The 17,338-nt window shown below is 58.6% G+C and carries 10 protein-coding genes and 1 pseudogene; 5 read left to right on the forward strand and 6 right to left on the reverse strand.

Annotation, left to right across the window (positions count from 1 at the left end):
* Positions 1-126 precede the first annotated feature (126 nt).
* Both FYJ31_RS06435 and FYJ31_RS06440 read left to right on the forward strand, forming a co-directional pair.
* Positions 127-381: pseudogene (locus tag FYJ31_RS06435) on the forward strand (hypothetical protein); the annotation flags it as partial.
* 691 nt (positions 382-1,072) lie between these two features.
* Positions 1,073-1,546 carry a hypothetical protein gene (locus FYJ31_RS06440; protein WP_154536308.1) on the forward strand — a complete coding sequence of 158 codons (474 nt, stop codon included), beginning with the start codon at positions 1,073-1,075 and terminating at the stop codon, positions 1,544-1,546.
* A gap of 66 nt (positions 1,547-1,612) precedes the next feature.
* Here FYJ31_RS06440 and FYJ31_RS06445 read toward each other — a convergent pair whose 3' ends face one another.
* Positions 1,613-5,875 (reverse strand): DEAD/DEAH box helicase, encoded by a 4,263-nt coding sequence (locus tag FYJ31_RS06445; protein WP_154536309.1) that lies wholly within the window; start codon positions 5,873-5,875, stop codon positions 1,613-1,615.
* A 77-nt stretch (positions 5,876-5,952) separates the two neighbouring features.
* Between FYJ31_RS06445 and FYJ31_RS06450 the strand changes: the two genes are divergently transcribed.
* Together FYJ31_RS06450 and dapD are read left to right on the forward strand one after the other, a co-directional pair.
* Positions 5,953-7,038, forward strand: a complete 1,086-nt coding sequence (locus tag FYJ31_RS06450; protein ID WP_032744739.1) for a WYL domain-containing protein — start codon at positions 5,953-5,955, stop codon at positions 7,036-7,038.
* A gap of 228 nt (positions 7,039-7,266) precedes the next feature.
* Positions 7,267-8,286, forward strand: a complete 1,020-nt coding sequence (gene dapD, locus FYJ31_RS06455; protein ID WP_154536310.1) for a 2,3,4,5-tetrahydropyridine-2,6-dicarboxylate N-succinyltransferase — start codon at positions 7,267-7,269, stop codon at positions 8,284-8,286.
* Positions 8,287-8,499: 213 nt separating this feature from the next.
* Here dapD and FYJ31_RS06460 read toward each other — a convergent pair whose 3' ends face one another.
* The 3 genes from FYJ31_RS06460 to FYJ31_RS06470 form a co-directional block, all read right to left on the reverse strand.
* On the reverse strand, positions 8,500-9,792 hold the full coding sequence (locus FYJ31_RS06460; RefSeq protein WP_144099666.1) for a citrate synthase: 1,293 nt from the start codon (positions 9,790-9,792) through the stop codon (positions 8,500-8,502).
* A gap of 274 nt (positions 9,793-10,066) precedes the next feature.
* On the reverse strand, positions 10,067-10,849 hold the full coding sequence (map, locus tag FYJ31_RS06465) for a type I methionyl aminopeptidase (RefSeq protein ID WP_154536311.1): 783 nt from the start codon (positions 10,847-10,849) through the stop codon (positions 10,067-10,069).
* 146 nt (positions 10,850-10,995) lie between these two features.
* Positions 10,996-11,976, reverse strand: a complete 981-nt coding sequence (locus tag FYJ31_RS06470; protein WP_154536312.1) for a DUF308 domain-containing protein — start codon at positions 11,974-11,976, stop codon at positions 10,996-10,998.
* 176 nt (positions 11,977-12,152) lie between these two features.
* On the opposite strand from FYJ31_RS06470, the gene FYJ31_RS06475 reads away from it, so the two are divergent.
* A complete protein-coding gene (locus FYJ31_RS06475; protein ID WP_195839459.1) occupies positions 12,153-14,327 on the forward strand; it encodes a M13 family metallopeptidase in 2,175 nt (724 codons plus the stop codon).
* 82 nt (positions 14,328-14,409) lie between these two features.
* On the opposite strand, the gene FYJ31_RS06480 is transcribed toward FYJ31_RS06475, so the two are convergent.
* Complete coding sequence (locus FYJ31_RS06480) at positions 14,410-15,153, reverse strand: single-stranded DNA-binding protein (protein ID WP_154536314.1); 744 nt, start codon at positions 15,151-15,153, stop codon at positions 14,410-14,412.
* Between the two features lie 275 nt (positions 15,154-15,428).
* Entirely contained in the window at positions 15,429-17,243 is a 1,815-nt protein-coding gene (locus FYJ31_RS06485) for a proline--tRNA ligase (protein ID WP_195839460.1), read from the reverse strand.
* Positions 17,244-17,338: the final 95 nt, after the last annotated feature.

The following is a 17,338-nucleotide window of genomic DNA, read 5'->3' on the forward strand; positions in this document are numbered from 1 at the left end:
AGACTACCGTGACGTTGCGGCGAGGATGAAAGCCTGAACGAACAATCACCCATCTTGCCCGTCCGTGTCTCTTATCGCGGGCAATGATCATCTGCCGGTCGAGACTGCACGATTAGACTGAATCAAATGGATGACATGATGATTCGTAGGGCCACGGCGGCCGATATTCCCCAAATCGACGAACTGCTGCGGCAGGTGCTCGAAGTGCATCATGCCGGCCGACCGGATCTGTTCAAAGGCGGTGTCAAGAAATACACGGACGAGGAATTGAAGGCGATTCTGGCCAACGATCAGACCCCTGTGTTCGCGGCGGTTGCGCCATCTGCCAATGACGGCACTGACGTCGAACATAACGACGACTCCCCCGCCACCGACCAAGTGCAATGGCATAGCGCCAAGCGACGTCTGCTTTGCGAGATTTGCGAGAGATGAATGCGATACCAGCGTTCATGGCTATGCTCCTTAATCCAATATCAATGGATGAACCTGCACTGCCCCGTATGTCACCATCATAATATATCGAATATCAATATAAAAATATCGAAAATCACTTTCACCATTCACCCACACACATCGCGACGTGATCGACCGTTCTTGCCTTGCTCGCAGCATCCACGACCAACACGGGAAAGTCACTTTAAAAAAGCACTTTATCAATGTGGATAACTCGGAAGCTAGAACCACATACCCCCGTTCAGCTTGCCAATCAGAAACCTCATCCCATACCGTCAGATGCACCCGCACGCAACGACGCGTCAGACAACAGAAAGAAGGACCAATGAACATCTCTACGTTTACCCACAACTCCCACCCGGCAATTCGGCATACGCATTTTGTCTAGTGCGAGATTGAGAGTTATGATGACACGAAGAAAACTCATCATCAAGAAACTTCGGCAAGCGGCAAAGCAGCGAGGGCTCGATTTCTATTTGTTACGGCAAGGCAGCAGACATGAGGTTTACTGCCTGGACGGGTTGAGGATACCCATCCCCCGCCATAATGAAGTCTCAGAACGAACCACGCTGGATATCATCAACGAGAGCGAGCAGAAACTCGGAAAGGGGTGGTGGCAATGAGCAACTATGACGTGCTTGTGCAACCCGATGGCCGATATTGGTACGTTCAGGTACCAGCTATCGAACGGTCGACCCAGGCCAAAGGACTTGACGATATCGAGCCAATGGCTAAAGATCTCATCACTGTCATAAACGACGACGACAATCCGGAGCTCAAGGTGACGTTTGTGTTGCCGAAACAAGCCAAACAACACGTAACAGAAATGTTCCGGCAGCGCGAAATAGCAAAAAAAGCCAACGCACAAGCGGCTGCCGAATCCCGACTCGCCGCACGGGCCCTACGCAACGAGGGACTCACGTATCGACAAATCGGAGCTTTATTGGGGGTCTCCTACCAACGAGCATTTCAATTGGTCAACGGCAAAACAAAGCACAAAACGACAGCGTCCGAATCGCCTCAGCCAACAACTGAATCACGCTCCCCACGCACGCACCATGCCACACCGCTATCGACTCCGGTCTCGGCTTAGCGAACGGGTCCACAAAGCCCAGACTGTTTCCGCCTCCCAAGCTCAAGAGCACCGAGCAGGATCTTCTCATCCCAGCAGATTGAGGAGATCGTCCTTGGTGAGGGTGGCGATGGAGGCGGGGGCTTCGGTGAGGGCGCTGGCGCCGGTGCCGGCTTCGTCGGCGAGCAAGGAAGCGTCGGTGAACTGGCGGGCGAGCTCGCTCTTGGTATGCTGAAGCTCCAAGATGCGTTCTTCGATGGTGTCCTTGGCCACCACCTGATACACGTTGACGTCTTCGGTCTGGCCGATACGATGTGCTCGGTCGGTGGCCTGATCCTGTGCGGCGGCGTTCCACCATGGATCGGCGTGGATGACCACGCTGGCACCGGTCAGGTTCAGTCCGGTGTTGCCGGCCTTCAATGAAATCAGGAAGGCGGGCGTATCGTCCGCATTGAACTGGTCGACGAGTTCGAGACGCTTCTTTTTAGGCGTGGATCCGGTGATGGTGTAGTAGCGTAGTCCTTGCGCGTCGAAACGTTCGGCGATCAGATCAAGGAAGCTGGTGAACTGGGAGAAGATCAGCGCCTTCTTGCCTTCATTCACGCAGGTTTCCACCAGTTCGGTGATGGCGGCAAGCTTGGCCGACTGATCCTTGGCATCGGCATACAGCAGCCTTGGATCACAGCAGATCTGGCGCAACTTGGTCAGCTCGGCGAGGATGCGAATCTTCGACGTGTTGAAATCGGCTTCTTCGCTGTGTTCGAGCTGCATTCTGAGCCGCTGCTCGTGGGCCGCATACAGTTTGCGCTGTTCGCCGGCAAGCTGCACGGTCAGCGTGGTCTCCAACTTGTCCGGCAAATCGGTCAGCACTTGGGACTTCAACCTGCGCTTGATGAACACGCCCACCAACGACTGCAATTGGCGAGACACCCGGGCGGCCTCAGGATTGACCTGTGCGGCGGCCCGACCTTCGGCCGTGCTGCCATCTGCAGCCCGGGCGTTGGAGATGGGCAACTCGTAGCGCTCATGGAATCGCTTGTATGAGCCCAATAGTCCCGGCATCAGGAAGTCGAAGATGCTCCACAGTTCGGAGAGTCGGTTCTCGATCGGCGTGCCGGTCAAGGCGAAACGATGGTCGGCGGCCACGGCCTTGACCGCTTTGGCTATTTTCGTGGTGTGATTCTTGATGTACTGGGCTTCATCCAATGCCATGACATTGAAACGTTGCTCATTGGCGGTGTAATCATCGACATCCCGGCGCAGCAGGTCGTATGAGGTGATGAGCACGGTGGGTTCATCCGCCCGGAACGCACGGCCGATGGCGGTGCGGCGCTCGGCTTTGGTGCCGGCCACCACCACGGCATTGAAGCTCGGGGCGAACTTGGCGAATTCGGCGCCCCAGTTGTACACCAAGGACGCCGGGCACACGATCAATGATGGATGCGGCCCGCCATCTTCGGAATCGAAAGTAATATGACCGGTTACGGCTGATTCACTATTAACAGCATTACCGGCATCCACGCCTTGAGCGGTCGGCATGCCACTAGATTCGTTGTGGTATCGCGACAGCAACAGGGCGATAAGCTGCACGGATTTGCCCAAACCCATCTCGTCGGCCAAAATGCCGCCAAAACCCTTGTCGCACAACGTGTTCAGCCATTGGAAGCCTTCGACCTGATACGGGCGCAGAATATGCTTGAGACTATCCGGCACTTCATACGACTTAGGGTCGATGATCTTGAGATCGTCGATGTATTCGGTGAACGAAGCGTCCTTGACTACATCGGAGCCGTCATCCGGCAGCTCACCATCCAGTAGAAACGCCCGACCGCCCGGCAACTCGATCAGCCCGGAGTTGAGCTGCTGCTCGCTCAGATCAAGGTCGCTGGCCAATCGGTCCAACGTGCCGAGATTCGCGCCGCTGAGTTTGACCAGCGTGCCGTCCTTCAACTGATGGAATCGTTGACGCCGACGATACGAAGACAGCAAGGCACCCACTTCGTCCGGCGGCACTTCATCAGCGAGGGGTGATATCTCCACCAAATTGCCTTTGATGGACAATCCGACTTTGACGCTTGGCGGCTTGGGCGCGATCAGCCGGTCAAAAGCCGGTGTGGTGAAGACCTCCCCTACTTCCTTCAGTGCGGGCAATCCCTCGTCAAAAAGACGAACAATCTGCGTGGTGTCATCGCGATCGATAGTGGCCGCATCAGACACGAATTGTTTGGCGGTCTTTCGCGCGGCCGGCGTTCGGAACCCATTCACCGTCTGATGAGTGGCGGCCGCAACGCGCTTGCGCTGGTCAGGCATGGTAAAGAATTCACGCACTACATCAATCGCAAGATGCTCAGCGTCGAAATCACGCCCAATCACGCCCCGAGACAAGGGGATGGAACGCTCATCCCTAGCATGCACCGTCGGGCCATCGGGCAGCAACGGGACAATGGCATCGCCGTAGTGTGCCTTGACCTCGCATTGCACACCATGCTCATCGCGATCCAGATAAAACTGGAGACTGCATTCCGTAGGGCTTAATTCAGCCAGCTCGCGAGGAATCTCACTGGCCTCCAACAATCCGGCGCCAACCAGCTGAGGCAATAGCGTGCGTGCGAACAGGGCGATGTCATCGCCGGCGATGACCTGCCCCTCGCCATCGGGTTCAAACATGTCTCCCAGTAATCCCCGCAACGGAATCAATCGTTTCGGGCAACGGACGAATCGGCATCCTGCTGCGCTTTTACGCTGAGAGCCCGCCATCATGGCGGATACCACACCGGCCGGATTAGTGGAGGCGAGCAACAGCCATACATTCTTGCCGCCGTCAATCACGGTTTCCACCGCTGGCACTCCGGTAAGCAGGTACCCGGCATCCGGACCATACGTATTGAAATCACGCCGCGCAATGCGCATAAGAAAATCTGGCTCGCCACCATCAACCGGCACCGATGCAGACTGCCCGGAGAACCATGTGTTCAACACGAGCTGTACGCCTCTGCCCTCACGTACGGACAGCAACCGGGCCACTTCCGGTGCTGAAAGTGTCAGGTAACGGTCGATGGCGATATGCCCGTAATACCGGTCCTGCTGCTCGGCCGCACGACGCACGGCCATCGCGTCGTCAAGGAAGCCCAGCAGTGGGCGCGAATCATCGTCGAACATATCCGGCGTATGGGTAAAGGCAAGCTTCTGCCCATAATCCGTATAGTCGCCGTTCGCCATGGTAAGCACAAACTGCGGAATCGATTTCAGTACATAGCTGGACCCATTGGAAGTCGATCCGATCTTGAACTCCACGCTCCACACGCCATCGATGAAACTCAATATCGGAACAAGCTGCACCTGCCCCAAGCCCACAGTCTCACTATCGCCCTGATACCCGCCGCCGCGGGTGCCGGCACGAGAGCCGTATCCGCTATTCGTACGTCGTCCACTTGCGCCATTTCGTCCTTTTGCAGTATCGAATCGGCGCATGAGCGCATTGCGGCGACGCGCTTTGGCTTGAGCATCTTGCCTATCGACGTGCTCCATATAGTCGATCAGCGTCCGAGACGGCCTCACAGCCCCGGCACGGTACCCTTCAAAACGCTGCGGATCATCGCAGAATATGAAGGCGAGCGCAATCATGTGTTTGCACATGCCATAGCCACGGCCGTAAGCCGGGCATGAGCACTTGCCACCGACGGCTTCTCCCGTGTCGAGGTCGAATTGCACGCTGGTACGATACTTACTCGATGGGCTGGTGGCGCCACGTAGAATGCCGTCAAGCTCGGCATACCCGGTTCGATGATTTTCGCTGTATACCGGATTGATAACCATGGTGGCCGCTTTGCGCGCAATGCTACGGGCACGAGCGAGCACGGCATTCGACGATGACGATTCCACATCGTTGCGTAACGCAAGGATAGGGACGGCATGGGCTTCGGCACGCTTCGCAGCCCCGGCGAAATGACCTTCGTCCTCATCTTCGAACCATACGGAACGTCCTTGCCTGAAACGATAGGGCATAACCGCATCGGCGGCGGACAAACTGTCCGTTCCGCCAAACGTTACGGCTCTACTGCCGGCAGCGCCTGCGCCACCAAGCATTCCATCTGCCTCGCCAGAGATACCGCCTATACCGCTGCTCTTGCCGGCAAAGAGACCCCTGTCCTCATTAGTGCCATCTGTGTCATCTGCGCCATACCGATCATCGTCGTAATCGGCACCTTCGTCGCCTCCCCTTTTCCAAGGATTGCGACGGCGCAACGCATGGCCCCAGGAAACGCCGGAATCATCATCCTCATAAGGCAGGAGGTCATCGTCATCCGCATTATCGGGAACATGGCCAAATACACCATACCCTTTGCTCATGGGCGAGCCTCCTTTCCAGCGAATGCATTTCAGCCCAACACTTCCATCCTAGACGAAGCGCGCGGTAGCCTTAATGTATGGATGCAGACAAGCCGGCGCAACGCAAATCCTATGCAGGGAACACCACCCTCGAAATCTTCGAGGTGCTGTGGCGTCACAGCTACTTTGGACATGGCCTGACCGTGCGGCAAATACTCGATGAACTTGCCCGTAAACACCAGCTGGAAGATCCAAGCGAGCTGCCGACCGAGAAAACCATACGAAATCAGCTCAAAAAGCTTACCGCCACGGAATTTCTCGGCAGGCATATCGGGCATCTCACCGAAAGCGACCTTGCCGGCATCGAATGCAAGAATCCACAACCCGGCTGGTATCTTGACGCATTCCTATCCACCGCCGAAATGCGACTGCTGCTCGACAGCCTCACTTTGTCTCGCATCAGCCTCGACACCATGGACGATCTCATCGGTAAAATCCGCGAACTCGCAGGTGCCGCTGGGCAAGCAGTAGGTTACCTTGATCACGTGGCCACCTACACGCATATCAACGGCGAGTTCCTATCCACCATCGACCAACTGAATCAGGCCATTGAAGAAGGCCACGGCGTAACCTTCCAATACCGTGATTACGGCCCGGATGGCACCCTGATACCACATAAAAGCCGTACGGGTGCAGGTCGGATCACCTACATCGCCGACCCTTATCAGATGGTGTACAAGAACGGACGGTATTACCTCATCTGCCACCTGCATGGCGAGGATAATCTCCGCATTTTCGTGGTCAACCGAATCGCCAACGTCAGCGCCAAAGGCAGGAACGGCACAGTGCCACTGGAAAAACCAGCACCAGCTGATTTTGATGCAGTGAACTTCATGCGCCACCGCCCGTATCCCGTAGCCGATGCCCCGATTCGCATCCGCATGGCCGTACGAGACGAATCCATGCTCAACAACGTGTTCGAATGGTTCGACGACCCTCAAATCAAACATTCGGCGGACGGCACACAGTTCGAAGTCATCGTCGATGCTCCCGAACGCGCTGTGTTCTGGTGGGCATTGCAGTATTCCTGGGATGGCCGCGTAGTGATTCTTGAGCCCGATTCGCTCAAGCGCAAACTCTATGATGCCGGGCGTCGCATGGCCACAGCCTATGCTCCCGAATGATGCAACATCACATCGCACACCTCCTTGTCGAGTTGTTCACCAGCGAATTTCACCGGAGAACCTATCATCCCACCACCAATCACGTTCGGTAATTTTTTACCGAACAACTCGATTTCAAGCCATTCCACGAACTATGGTCCCCGCCTAGCCGTACTTGACGCTAAGGTGGAACCATCACATGCCGCGATGCACATGCAATGCAAACGCAACGATATGTAAGGAGCAACTATGAGCGAAGAGCGTACCGCATGGGGCTGGGGTCTGGCCAGCGTAGACGCAGCCGGCACCACCCTGGACGTCTGGTACCCCGAACTGAATCTCGGTGAGGCACCGGCCGAGGCCGATCGCCCGAACCACAATTTCGGTACTTTGGCTCACGATGAGGCCGACGCCCGTGGCATTCGCCGCGTGCCGGTATTCGTCGTCAGCCAGTTGGACGAGCCGATCAGCAACGCCGCGGACGCTTACCTGAAGCTCCATCTGATGAGCATGCGCATGGCCAAGCCGAACACGCTGAACCTCGACGGCATCTTCGCCCAGCTCGCCAATGTGGTGTGGACCAACTACGGCCCCTTCGCCATTGAAGACTTCATGCTGCGCAAGGCCGACGTCGAACGCGCCTCCACCGAAGCCGCTCTCGCTTTCGCCTCCCAGGCCGGACTGCCTGCCGCAGCTCCTGCCACCACCGTCAACGTGTTCGGTGTGGATAAGTTCCCGCGCATGATCGATTACGTTGTGCCCACCGGCGTGCGTATCGGCGATGCCGACCGCGTGCGCCTCGGCGCTTACTTGTCTTCCGGCACCACCGTGATGCACGCCGGATTCGTGAACTTCAATGCCGGCACGCTCGGCGTCTCCATGGTCGAAGGCCGCGTTTCGCAAGGTGTGGTCGTGGGCGACGGTTCCGATATCGGCGGCGGCGCCTCCATCATGGGCACCCTCTCCGGCGGCGGCAAGCTGCGCAACTCCATCGGCGAGCACTCGCTGCTCGGTGCCAACGCCGGTATCGGCATCTCCCTCGGCGACAACTGCACCGTCGAAGCCGGTCTGTACATCACCGCCGGCACCAAGATCACCATCTGGGACAAGGCCAAGGCCGCCGCTGGCGAACCGCTGGAAGTGGTCAAGGGTGCTGAGCTCTCCGGCAAAGACAACATTCTGTTTATCCGCAACTCGGTGAACGGCCGCATCGAAGCCCGCTACCGCAAGGTGGGAATTGAGCTCAACGCCAAGCTGCACAAGAACTGAAATTGAAATAATGGAGCGTTATCTTCGTTGCCCCTCGGTCGACGTACCTTCGTACGCCTTCCCTCGGTGCGCCTCGATACCGCACACATTATTTCAATTTCAGAACTAGCCCTGCTAGTTCTTATGCAGCCGTCGCAGCATAGCTGGTTTGCGCTGTACATATAGAAAGCGCCTCACTGGAATCTCCAGCGAAGCGCTTTCTCAAACCAACAATCACCGCTCGTCCATCGGCACGAAATCGCGCTCGACCGGACCGGTGTAGACCTGGCGTGGGCGGCCGATCTTGGTGTTCGGGTCGGCCAGCATCTCACGGTACTGCGCAATCCAACCGGGAATGCGGCCCAGCGCGAACAGCGTGGTGAACATGGCGGGATCGAAGCCGATCGCCCGATAAATCAAGCCCGTGTAGAAGTCGACGTTCGGATACAGGTTGCGCGATACGAAATATTCGTCATTCAGCGCAATATCTTCAAGCTCAGTGGCCACAGCGAACAGCGCGCGCTCGTCAGACGGCAGCTTCTGCGTATCTTCGCGCTCCATGATCTTTTCCAGATACTTCTTGGCAATCGCCGCGCGCGGATCATACGACTTGTATACACGGTGGCCAAGGCCGGAGATCTTCTGGCCATCCTCCTTGGCATCACGCACGAACTCGGCCACAGACTTGCCGGAATCACGAATCGCCTTCAATTGTCGTAGTACGGCCTCATTCGCGCCACCGTGCAACGGTCCGGACAGGGCATTGACACCAGCGGCCACCGCCGAATACAGATTGGCGTGGGCGGAACCGGCGATACGCACCACCGAGGTCGAGCAGTTCTGCTCATGATCGGCATGAATAATCAACAAACGACCCAAAGCATGCACATACAACGGATCAGATTCGAACGGCTCGTACGGCACAGCGAAGCACATGCGCAGGAAGTCGTCCACATAGCCACGCGCGTAATCGGGGTACAGCATCGGCTCATCGCGACGACGGCGGAAGATGTACGACACAATCGTGCGGGCCTTGGCCATGATGATCTTGGCGGCCTCATCGAGCTGGTCGGTGTCGGAGATATCGGTGGTGTCCGGGTAGAATGTGGCCAGCGCATTGATGGCGGAGGCAAGCACGCTCATCGGATGAGCGGAGCGCGGGAACGAACCCATGAAGGTACGGAAGTCTTCGCCAACCATCGTCTTGTGATTGATGTCCGCGCAGAACTGCTCATACTCAGCCCTGCTCGGCAGCTCGCCATGGCGCAGCAACCACGCCACTTCCAGAAAATCGGAGTTCTCGCACAACTGCTCGATGGGGTAGCCACGGTAGCGCAGAATCGAATGCTTGCCGTCGATGTAGGTGATTTTCGATTCGCACTGTGCAGTGGTGAGGAATCCGGGGTCGAGCGTTACCCAGCCGTCATTACGCAGCTTGGAAACGACGATGCCATCCGCCCCCGCACTAGCCTTCACCACGGGCAGGTTGAACTTGTTCGAATCGACATCAAGTTGTGCCGTTGCCATTCGCGCACCTTCCTCTTCATGAACCACTTACCCCAAACATTAACGTTCACGCGTTCGCGAACACTAGTGTTTCGGTACTCTATGTCTTCTGTGTTACCGCTGGCGAATGCCGGTCGATACACGAAAGCCGAAGTGCGCTCATGCTATCAAAGCAAACGCACTTCGGCTTGTTACGTCTCGAATTCGCGGGAAAACCACGAACATATAGACGGTTGATGAGATGCCGATCGCCCATCACAGGCCAATCAGGCACCCGCCATACGCCAAACGCCAATCAGAGGTTGGTGCGATCGGTGAAGATGATCGGGCCGTTCTCGGTGATGGCGATGGTGTGCTCGGAGTGGGCGCCGCGCGAGCCGTCGGAGGCGCGCAAGGTCCAGCCGTCCTTCGGATCCTGGAAGATCTCGTCGGTGGTCTTGAGGAACCACGGTTCGATGGCGATGACCAGGCCTTCGCGCAGCTTGTAGCCGTGGTGGGCGCGACCGTCGTTCGGCACGTGCGGGTCGCCGTGCATGATGTGGCCCACGCCGTGACCGCCGAACTCGAGGTTGATCGGGTAGCCGTATTCGCGCGCGACGTCGCCGATGGTGTTGGAGATGTCGCCGAGACGGTTGCCGGGCTTGGCTACGTCGATGGCGGCGGCGAGCGCTTCCTCAGTGCACTTGATGATGCGCAGGTCTTCGGGGTCCGGGTCTTTGCCGACCACGAAGCTGACGGCGGAATCGGCCACCCAGCCGTCCACGGAGATGGCGAGATCGAGGGAGACGAGGTCGCCGTCCTTCAGGCTGTAATCGTACGGCACACCGTGCAGCACGGCGTTGTTGACGGAGGTGCAGATGTAGTGGGCGAACGGGCCGGTGCCGAAGTCAGGAGCGTAGTCAACATAGCAGGACTCGGCGCCCTTGCGGTCCACGATCTTCTTGTGGACGAACTCGTCGATTTCAAGCAGATTGGTGCCCACCTTGGTGGTCTCCTGCAGTTCCTTCAGAATGCCGCCGACGAAACGGCCGGCAGGCTTCATCTCCTCGATTTCACGAGGGGTCTTCAATTCGATCATGAGGTTCTTTCTACCTTGTTGAGACTTGTTCTCAACTCTAGACCAGCCCGGGGTCAACCGCCAGCGATCACCAACGGCGGCGGCCATAAGAAAGCGCCCGGCAGGTTCACAACCTGCACGGGCGCCTTGCATCGATTACTTGAGCATCACTTCCTGCGCTTGCCAAAAGTGAACGCGCGAATCACTGAAGTAATCCCCATCACCACCATGGCACATCCGCCGAAGATAATCATGAATACGGCGGAGCTCAGCGGGCTCATCAGCACCACGAAGCCGGCGATAATCGAGATGATGGCATAGGCGATGGCCCAGCCGGAGCGCGGGATGCGCCATGATTCGACTAGAGCCATCACGCCTTCCATAATCCAACCGAAACCGACCATCAGGGTGATGAGTAATGCCAAGGTCTGACCGGTCATACCGTAGTTTCGTACGACTACGACGCCTCCGAAGGTCAGCAGAATGCCGACGAACACGTCCAGCACACGCCAGCCGCCCGGCAGACCCGGCTCCACGAGAGCGCTGACGATGCGCACCACGCCGGAAATCACGAAATACACGCCGAGCAACAATGCGGCCAAAGCCAGCGTCTTGTTCGGCACCAACAACAGCGCAGCGCCCAAGGCGATGGCAGCCACGCCCACCACGCCGTAAATGATGCGAATCTTGGTCTTGGCCTTTTCCGGCAGCCATTCCTCGATCAGGTGGAATGGACTGAAATTGCCGGCATACCCGTTGGTCTGCTGCCAGCCGGGTTGACTTTGATCGCCCCATGGACCATTCGGCTGCCCGTCCGCTTGGCTATTCGATTGGCCGTCCGCCTGATACCGCCGATCGTCCGGACCCCATGCTGGCTGGCCGTTCGGGCCATAGTTCGGATTGTAGGCGTACGGGCCGTAGTACGGGTTCTGGTTCGGTCCGCCTTGTGGCTGGCCGTTCTGCGCCTGCTGATTCTGAGTGTCTTGCGCTCCCGGCGCACCTTGCGGAGGATATTGGCCGCCATGATTGCTGTCATACGCGCCATACTGCGGTTGGCCCGGTTGGCCCGCCGGATTCGGCTGGCTCGGCTGGCTCTGGTTGGGCTGGCCCGTCTGGTCATTCCACTGGCCCTCGTTTGGATTGCTCATCGTAACTCCTTAACTCAAGGTCCATATTCAGGTTCCACATACCATGTTAGGCAAGTTACCTAATTTGAACCATCACCACAGTTAGGCAATCCATCTAGTTCACTGATAGCGCAATGCCCATAACGCAATATCTGCATCACCAGCGCTTCTCCCCCGCCGCGATTAGGCTTAGGGCCATGACCAACGAAACCGAAACGCTGACGTCGGGCATCGACCCGGCATCGTTCTCCTCCGTCATCAAGCCGACCAACGACCTGTTCCGCTACGTGAATGGCCCATGGATCGACACCTACCGACTGCCCGACGATCGTTCGCGCTACGGCTCCTTTGACAAGCTCGCCGAAGACGCCGAAAACCAGGTGCGCGACATCCTCGACGCCGATGACTGCCCGGCCACCAAGTCGCAGGCTCTGTACCATTCGTTCCTGAACACCGACGCCATCGAGGCCGCCGGTCTTGACCCGATCCGCGACGAGCTTGACCTCATCGATTCCGCCATCGACAAGGCCGCTCTCACGCGCGTGCTCGGCACCATCAACCCAGCCGGCGGCCCCGACCTGTTCGGCTTGGCCGTTTACGGCGATCCCGGCGACCCGGACCGCAATATCGCCCACCTTGAGCAGGCCGGCCTTTGTCTGCCGGACGAAGCCTACTATCGCGAGGATCACTACGCTCCCGTGCGCGAAGCGTACGTGGCGATGGTCGCCACCCAGCTGGTGAACGCCGGATACGCACCCGCCGCCGAGTCCAACGGTGGCGATGAACTGCCGGCCGACACCGGCGATGACGAGGGCAACGCTCCCGCCACGGTTCCCAGCGAAGCCGCGCTTGATATGGCCCACCACTTCCTTGGCGTGGAAACGAAGATCGCCGCCAACCATTGGGACAATGTGTCCACGCGCGATTCGGTGAAGACCTACAACCCCACCGATTACGCCGATTTGGCCGCCACGCTGAAGCACTTCGATCTCGGTTCCTGGATCGACGCCTGGCAGACCGCCTATGACGCCACCGCAGCCGCCAAGGCTCAGCCGATCGATTTCAAGTCTGTGTTCGCGCGCGTCATTGTGCACGAGCCGAGCTTCCTCACTGGTCTTGATGCGTTCTGGGCCGGGGCTGATCTGGCCGACCTTAAGCTGTGGGCCCGTGTTCACATGATTCTGGGCTTCGCCTCCTCCCTGTCTCGCGACTTCGACACCACCAACTTTGACTTCTACGGCAAGGTGCTCTCCGGTGCCAAGAAGCAGCGCGATCGTTGGAAGCGCGCGGTGAGCCTGGTCAACGGCGTTTGTGGTGAAGATGTGGGCCGCGAATACGTGCGCCTGCACTTCCCCGAAAGCTCGAAACGCCGCATGGAAGAGCTGGTCGCCAATCTGATTGACGCCTACCGCGTGTCCATCACCAATTCCGATTGGCTGGGCGAGGATACCAAGGCCAAGGCTCTGGAGAAGATCTCCAAGTTCACGCCGAAGATCGGCTACACCAACCATTGGCGCGATTATTCGGCGCTGAGTGTCTCCGCGGATGCGCTACCCGCCGAGAACGCCAAGGCCGCGAACCTGTACGAGACCTGCTATCAGCTGGCCAAGGTCGGCAAGTCGGTCGACAAGGACGAATGGCTGATGAATCCGCAGACGGTGAACGCCTACTACGAGCCAAGCATGAACGTCATCGTGTTCCCGGCCGCGATTCTGCAGCCCCCGTTCTTCGACCCGAAGGCCGAGGATGCGGCGAACTACGGCGGCATCGGCGCAGTGATCGGCCACGAGATCGGCCATGGCTTCGACGATCAGGGTTCGCAGTACGACGGCGACGGCAAGCTCAACAACTGGTGGACCGATGAGGATCGCAAGAACTTCGAGGCCCGTACCAGCGCATTGATCGCCCAGTACAACAGCTTTGTGCCGCTGCAGCTGGTCGAGAAGTACGCTGACGAGCCTGATAAGGCGCCGCACGTGAACGGCGCGCTGACCATCGGCGAGAACATCGGCGATTTGGGCGGCGTGAACATCGCGATCAAGGCGTATGCGTTCGCGCTTGGCAAGGCGGCAGGTAAGTCCGACGCCGAAGAAGACGGCTCCCCCGCCGCCATCAAGGCACTGCTCGATATCGCCCCCGAAATGGACGGATTCACCGGCCTGCAGCGCTTCTTCCTGAGCTACGCCTCCATCTGGCGCACCAAGAACCGCGACGAGCTGGCCGAACAGTACCTGCAGATCGACCCGCATTCTCCGGCCGAATTCCGCACCAACGGCATCGCCAGCAACGTGGACCTCTTCTACGATGCCTTTGGCGTGACCGAAGGCGACGCCATGTGGCTCGCACCCAAGGACCGTGTACGCATCTGGTAATCCCCGTTATGTAAGAGAAAACCGCTGTGCTTGCCTCGATTACAGGCGAACACAGCGGTTTTTCATGATGTATAGTTGGCACTCAGAATTCGGATTCGCCGGGATCGGAAGATTCGGCGAAACCGTCGACGTAGGTTTGTTGGGCTGCGGACTGTGGCTGATTAGCGCCAGCGTCCGGTTGCGACATGACGGCATCGGCCATGGACGCAGCCGCCGACTCGGTTGATGGCGACGGTGATTGGCCGGAATCGGAGGTGACCCCAAATTCGACGGGGCCAGATTCCGACGAGGTCGCATACGGGTCCATACCCACACCGGATGCGGCACCGCCCGCGCCATATTGCATTGGCCTAACGTACGGCGACGATGCTCGTTGCCCGTTTCCGCCATCCATACCTTCGGCGGCACCGTTGGCATTGCCGTTACCGTTGCCACCATTGCCTCCGTTACCATTACCGACACGCTGTGGCTTGATCAGCGACGTGGTGCCGAAGGTCAGGTCATGCCCAATGTTGGTAGCTTCGAGAACAGTTCTGCTGCGCGGTTCGCCTTGCTCATTGGTCCACTGCTCGGTGATGAGTGAACCGACCACAATGATGCGGTCACCGCGGCGAACCGAACTGGCGGCGTTCACGGCCAAAGCACGGAACGCTTTGACGCCCACCCATGCGGTTCCGTAATCCTCCCATTGTCTGGTAGTCGGGTTGAGTCGACTGCGAGTGCTGCCCATGCGGAATGTCAGCACGCGGAAACTCTCAGTTCCGCCTAGTGTCGGATCACCGGCCACAAAGCCGGTGACGGTCACTGCTGCTTGTTGATTTGCCATGATCGGTCCTTTCCTCGGCCTGCTGGCCTGTTGTTTGGATGTGGACCGCCGGAGCCTGTCTCCGGCTTCATTGCCGGCTTGCACGCCCCAGCGGTACCTCCACTGTGAGGCATGGCATTTGAAGCGCACAAGGGCAACTGGCAAATGTGGATACTGTGACGCAGTTGAAATTTTAAGAATGTGGATAAGTTTCGGTTATCCACAACAAAGCGCCATTCTGCGACTGGGCAGAATGGCGCTTGATGCGATTAACGCCGAGGCTGAGTAAGTGGGACTCAGCTGAGGGCGGCGAAGCGCTCGGCGAGCGCGTCGGCGGCTTCGGCGGCGGGCACGGCGACCTTGTTTTCGCCGTTGCGGTCGCGCAGTTCGATGGTGCCGTCGTTGACGTAATCGCGGCCGACCACGGCGACCAGCGGCACGCCGATCAGCTCGGCATCCTTGAACTTGACGCCCGGAGACACCTTCTTGCGGTCATCGTAAATAACCTCAAGGCCTTTGGCTTCAAGCTCGGCGACCAGCTTCTCGGCACCTTCAAACGCCGCAGCGTCCTTGCCGGTGGCCACCACGTGCACGGCAGCCGGGGCAATCACGGACGGCCAAGCCAAGCCGGCTTCGTCGTGGTGCGTTTCGGCGATGCAGGCCAGCACGCGGGAAACACCGATGCCATAGCAGCCCATCCACACCGGCACGGCCTTGCCGTTCTGGTCGAGCACCTTCAGGTCCAGCGCCTTGGAGTACTTGAGACCCAGCTGGAACACCTGACCGATTTCCACACCACGCTCGAAGCTCAACGGACCGGAACCATCCGGGCTCATGTCGCCGTGGCGAACCTCAACGGCTTCCACCACGCCGTCGGCCTTGAAGTCACGGCCGTACACCAGGTTGTAGTAGTCGACCTCATTCTCATCGGCACCAGTGAACCAAGCGGAACCCTTGACCACGTGCGCGTCGACCAGGTAGCGAACCGGGTTCTTCACGCCAGCAGCCTCGGCCTGCGGGCCAAGCACCATCGGTCCGATGTAGCCGGGCACCAGTTCGGGGTGCTGCTTCAGGTCTTCCTCAGTGGCCTCCTCAAGCTCGGCGGGAGCGAACTGGGCTTCCAGTCGCTTCATATCCACCGTACGGTCGCCGGGCACGCCGACGACAATCACTTCACGCCACGGCTCGTCATGCTCTTCATCCTCAGGGTGCTTGACGGTGATCACCACGTTCTTGAGGATGTCGGAAGCCTGCCATTCACGGCCATCAGTACGCGGGTGGTCGGCGTTGGCACGCTCGATCATGTTGTCGATGGTCTTGGCATCCGGGGTGGCTTCCTTGGAAGCGGCGGGAGTGGTGGAAGCATCGATTTCCGGCAGCTCCGGCGTGCTCAGCGCTTCGACATTCCACGCCTTGCCGGAAGGTGCCAGCGCGAAGGTATCTTCGCCGATCGGCATCGGAGCCAGGAACTCCTCGGATGCGGAGCCACCCATCGGGCCGGACATGGCGAACACAGGTACGTACTTCAGGTCGAGACGCTGGAAGATGCGCTCGTAAGCGCCGCGCTCGTCATAGTAGGCCTTGCGCATGCCTTCTTCATCAATGGTGAAGGAGTAGGCGTCCTTCATGATGAATTCGCGGCCACGGATCAGGCCGGCGCGCGGGCGGAACTCGTCGCGGTACTTGGTCTGGATCTGGTACAGGGTTACGGGCAGGTCCTTGTAAGAGGAGTACATGTCCTTGACCAGAAGGGTGAACATCTCCTCGTGGGTGGGAGCCAGCAGGTAATCGGCCTCGTGGCGATCCTTCAAACGGAAGATGTTATCGCCGTACTCCTCCCAGCGATGGGTGGCCTCGTAGGGTTCGCGCGGCAGCAGGGCCGGGAAGTGTACTTCCTGGGCACCGATGCCGTTGATCTCCTCGCGGATGATGGCCTCGATCTTGTTCAGTACGCGCAGACCGAGCGGCAGCCAGGTCCAGATACCGGGTGCGGCCTTGCGAATATAGCCGGCGCGCTGCAGCAGCTTGGCCGAATCGACATCGGCATCAGCGGGGTCCTCGCGCAGGGTGCGCAGGAACATGGTTGACATACGAAGGGTATTGGAAGTCATGTGTTCCAAGATATTCGCGTGAACCGACAAGCCCGCCTGCTATTCGCACTATTCCGGTCTTCATCTTGGTATTCGGACTCACTCGCGCAACAATG

Origin of the sequence: Bifidobacterium sp. WCA-178-WT-4B, from assembly GCF_009696495.1 — a bacterium.
Lineage (GTDB): Bacteria > Actinomycetota > Actinomycetes > Actinomycetales > Bifidobacteriaceae > Bifidobacterium > Bifidobacterium infantis.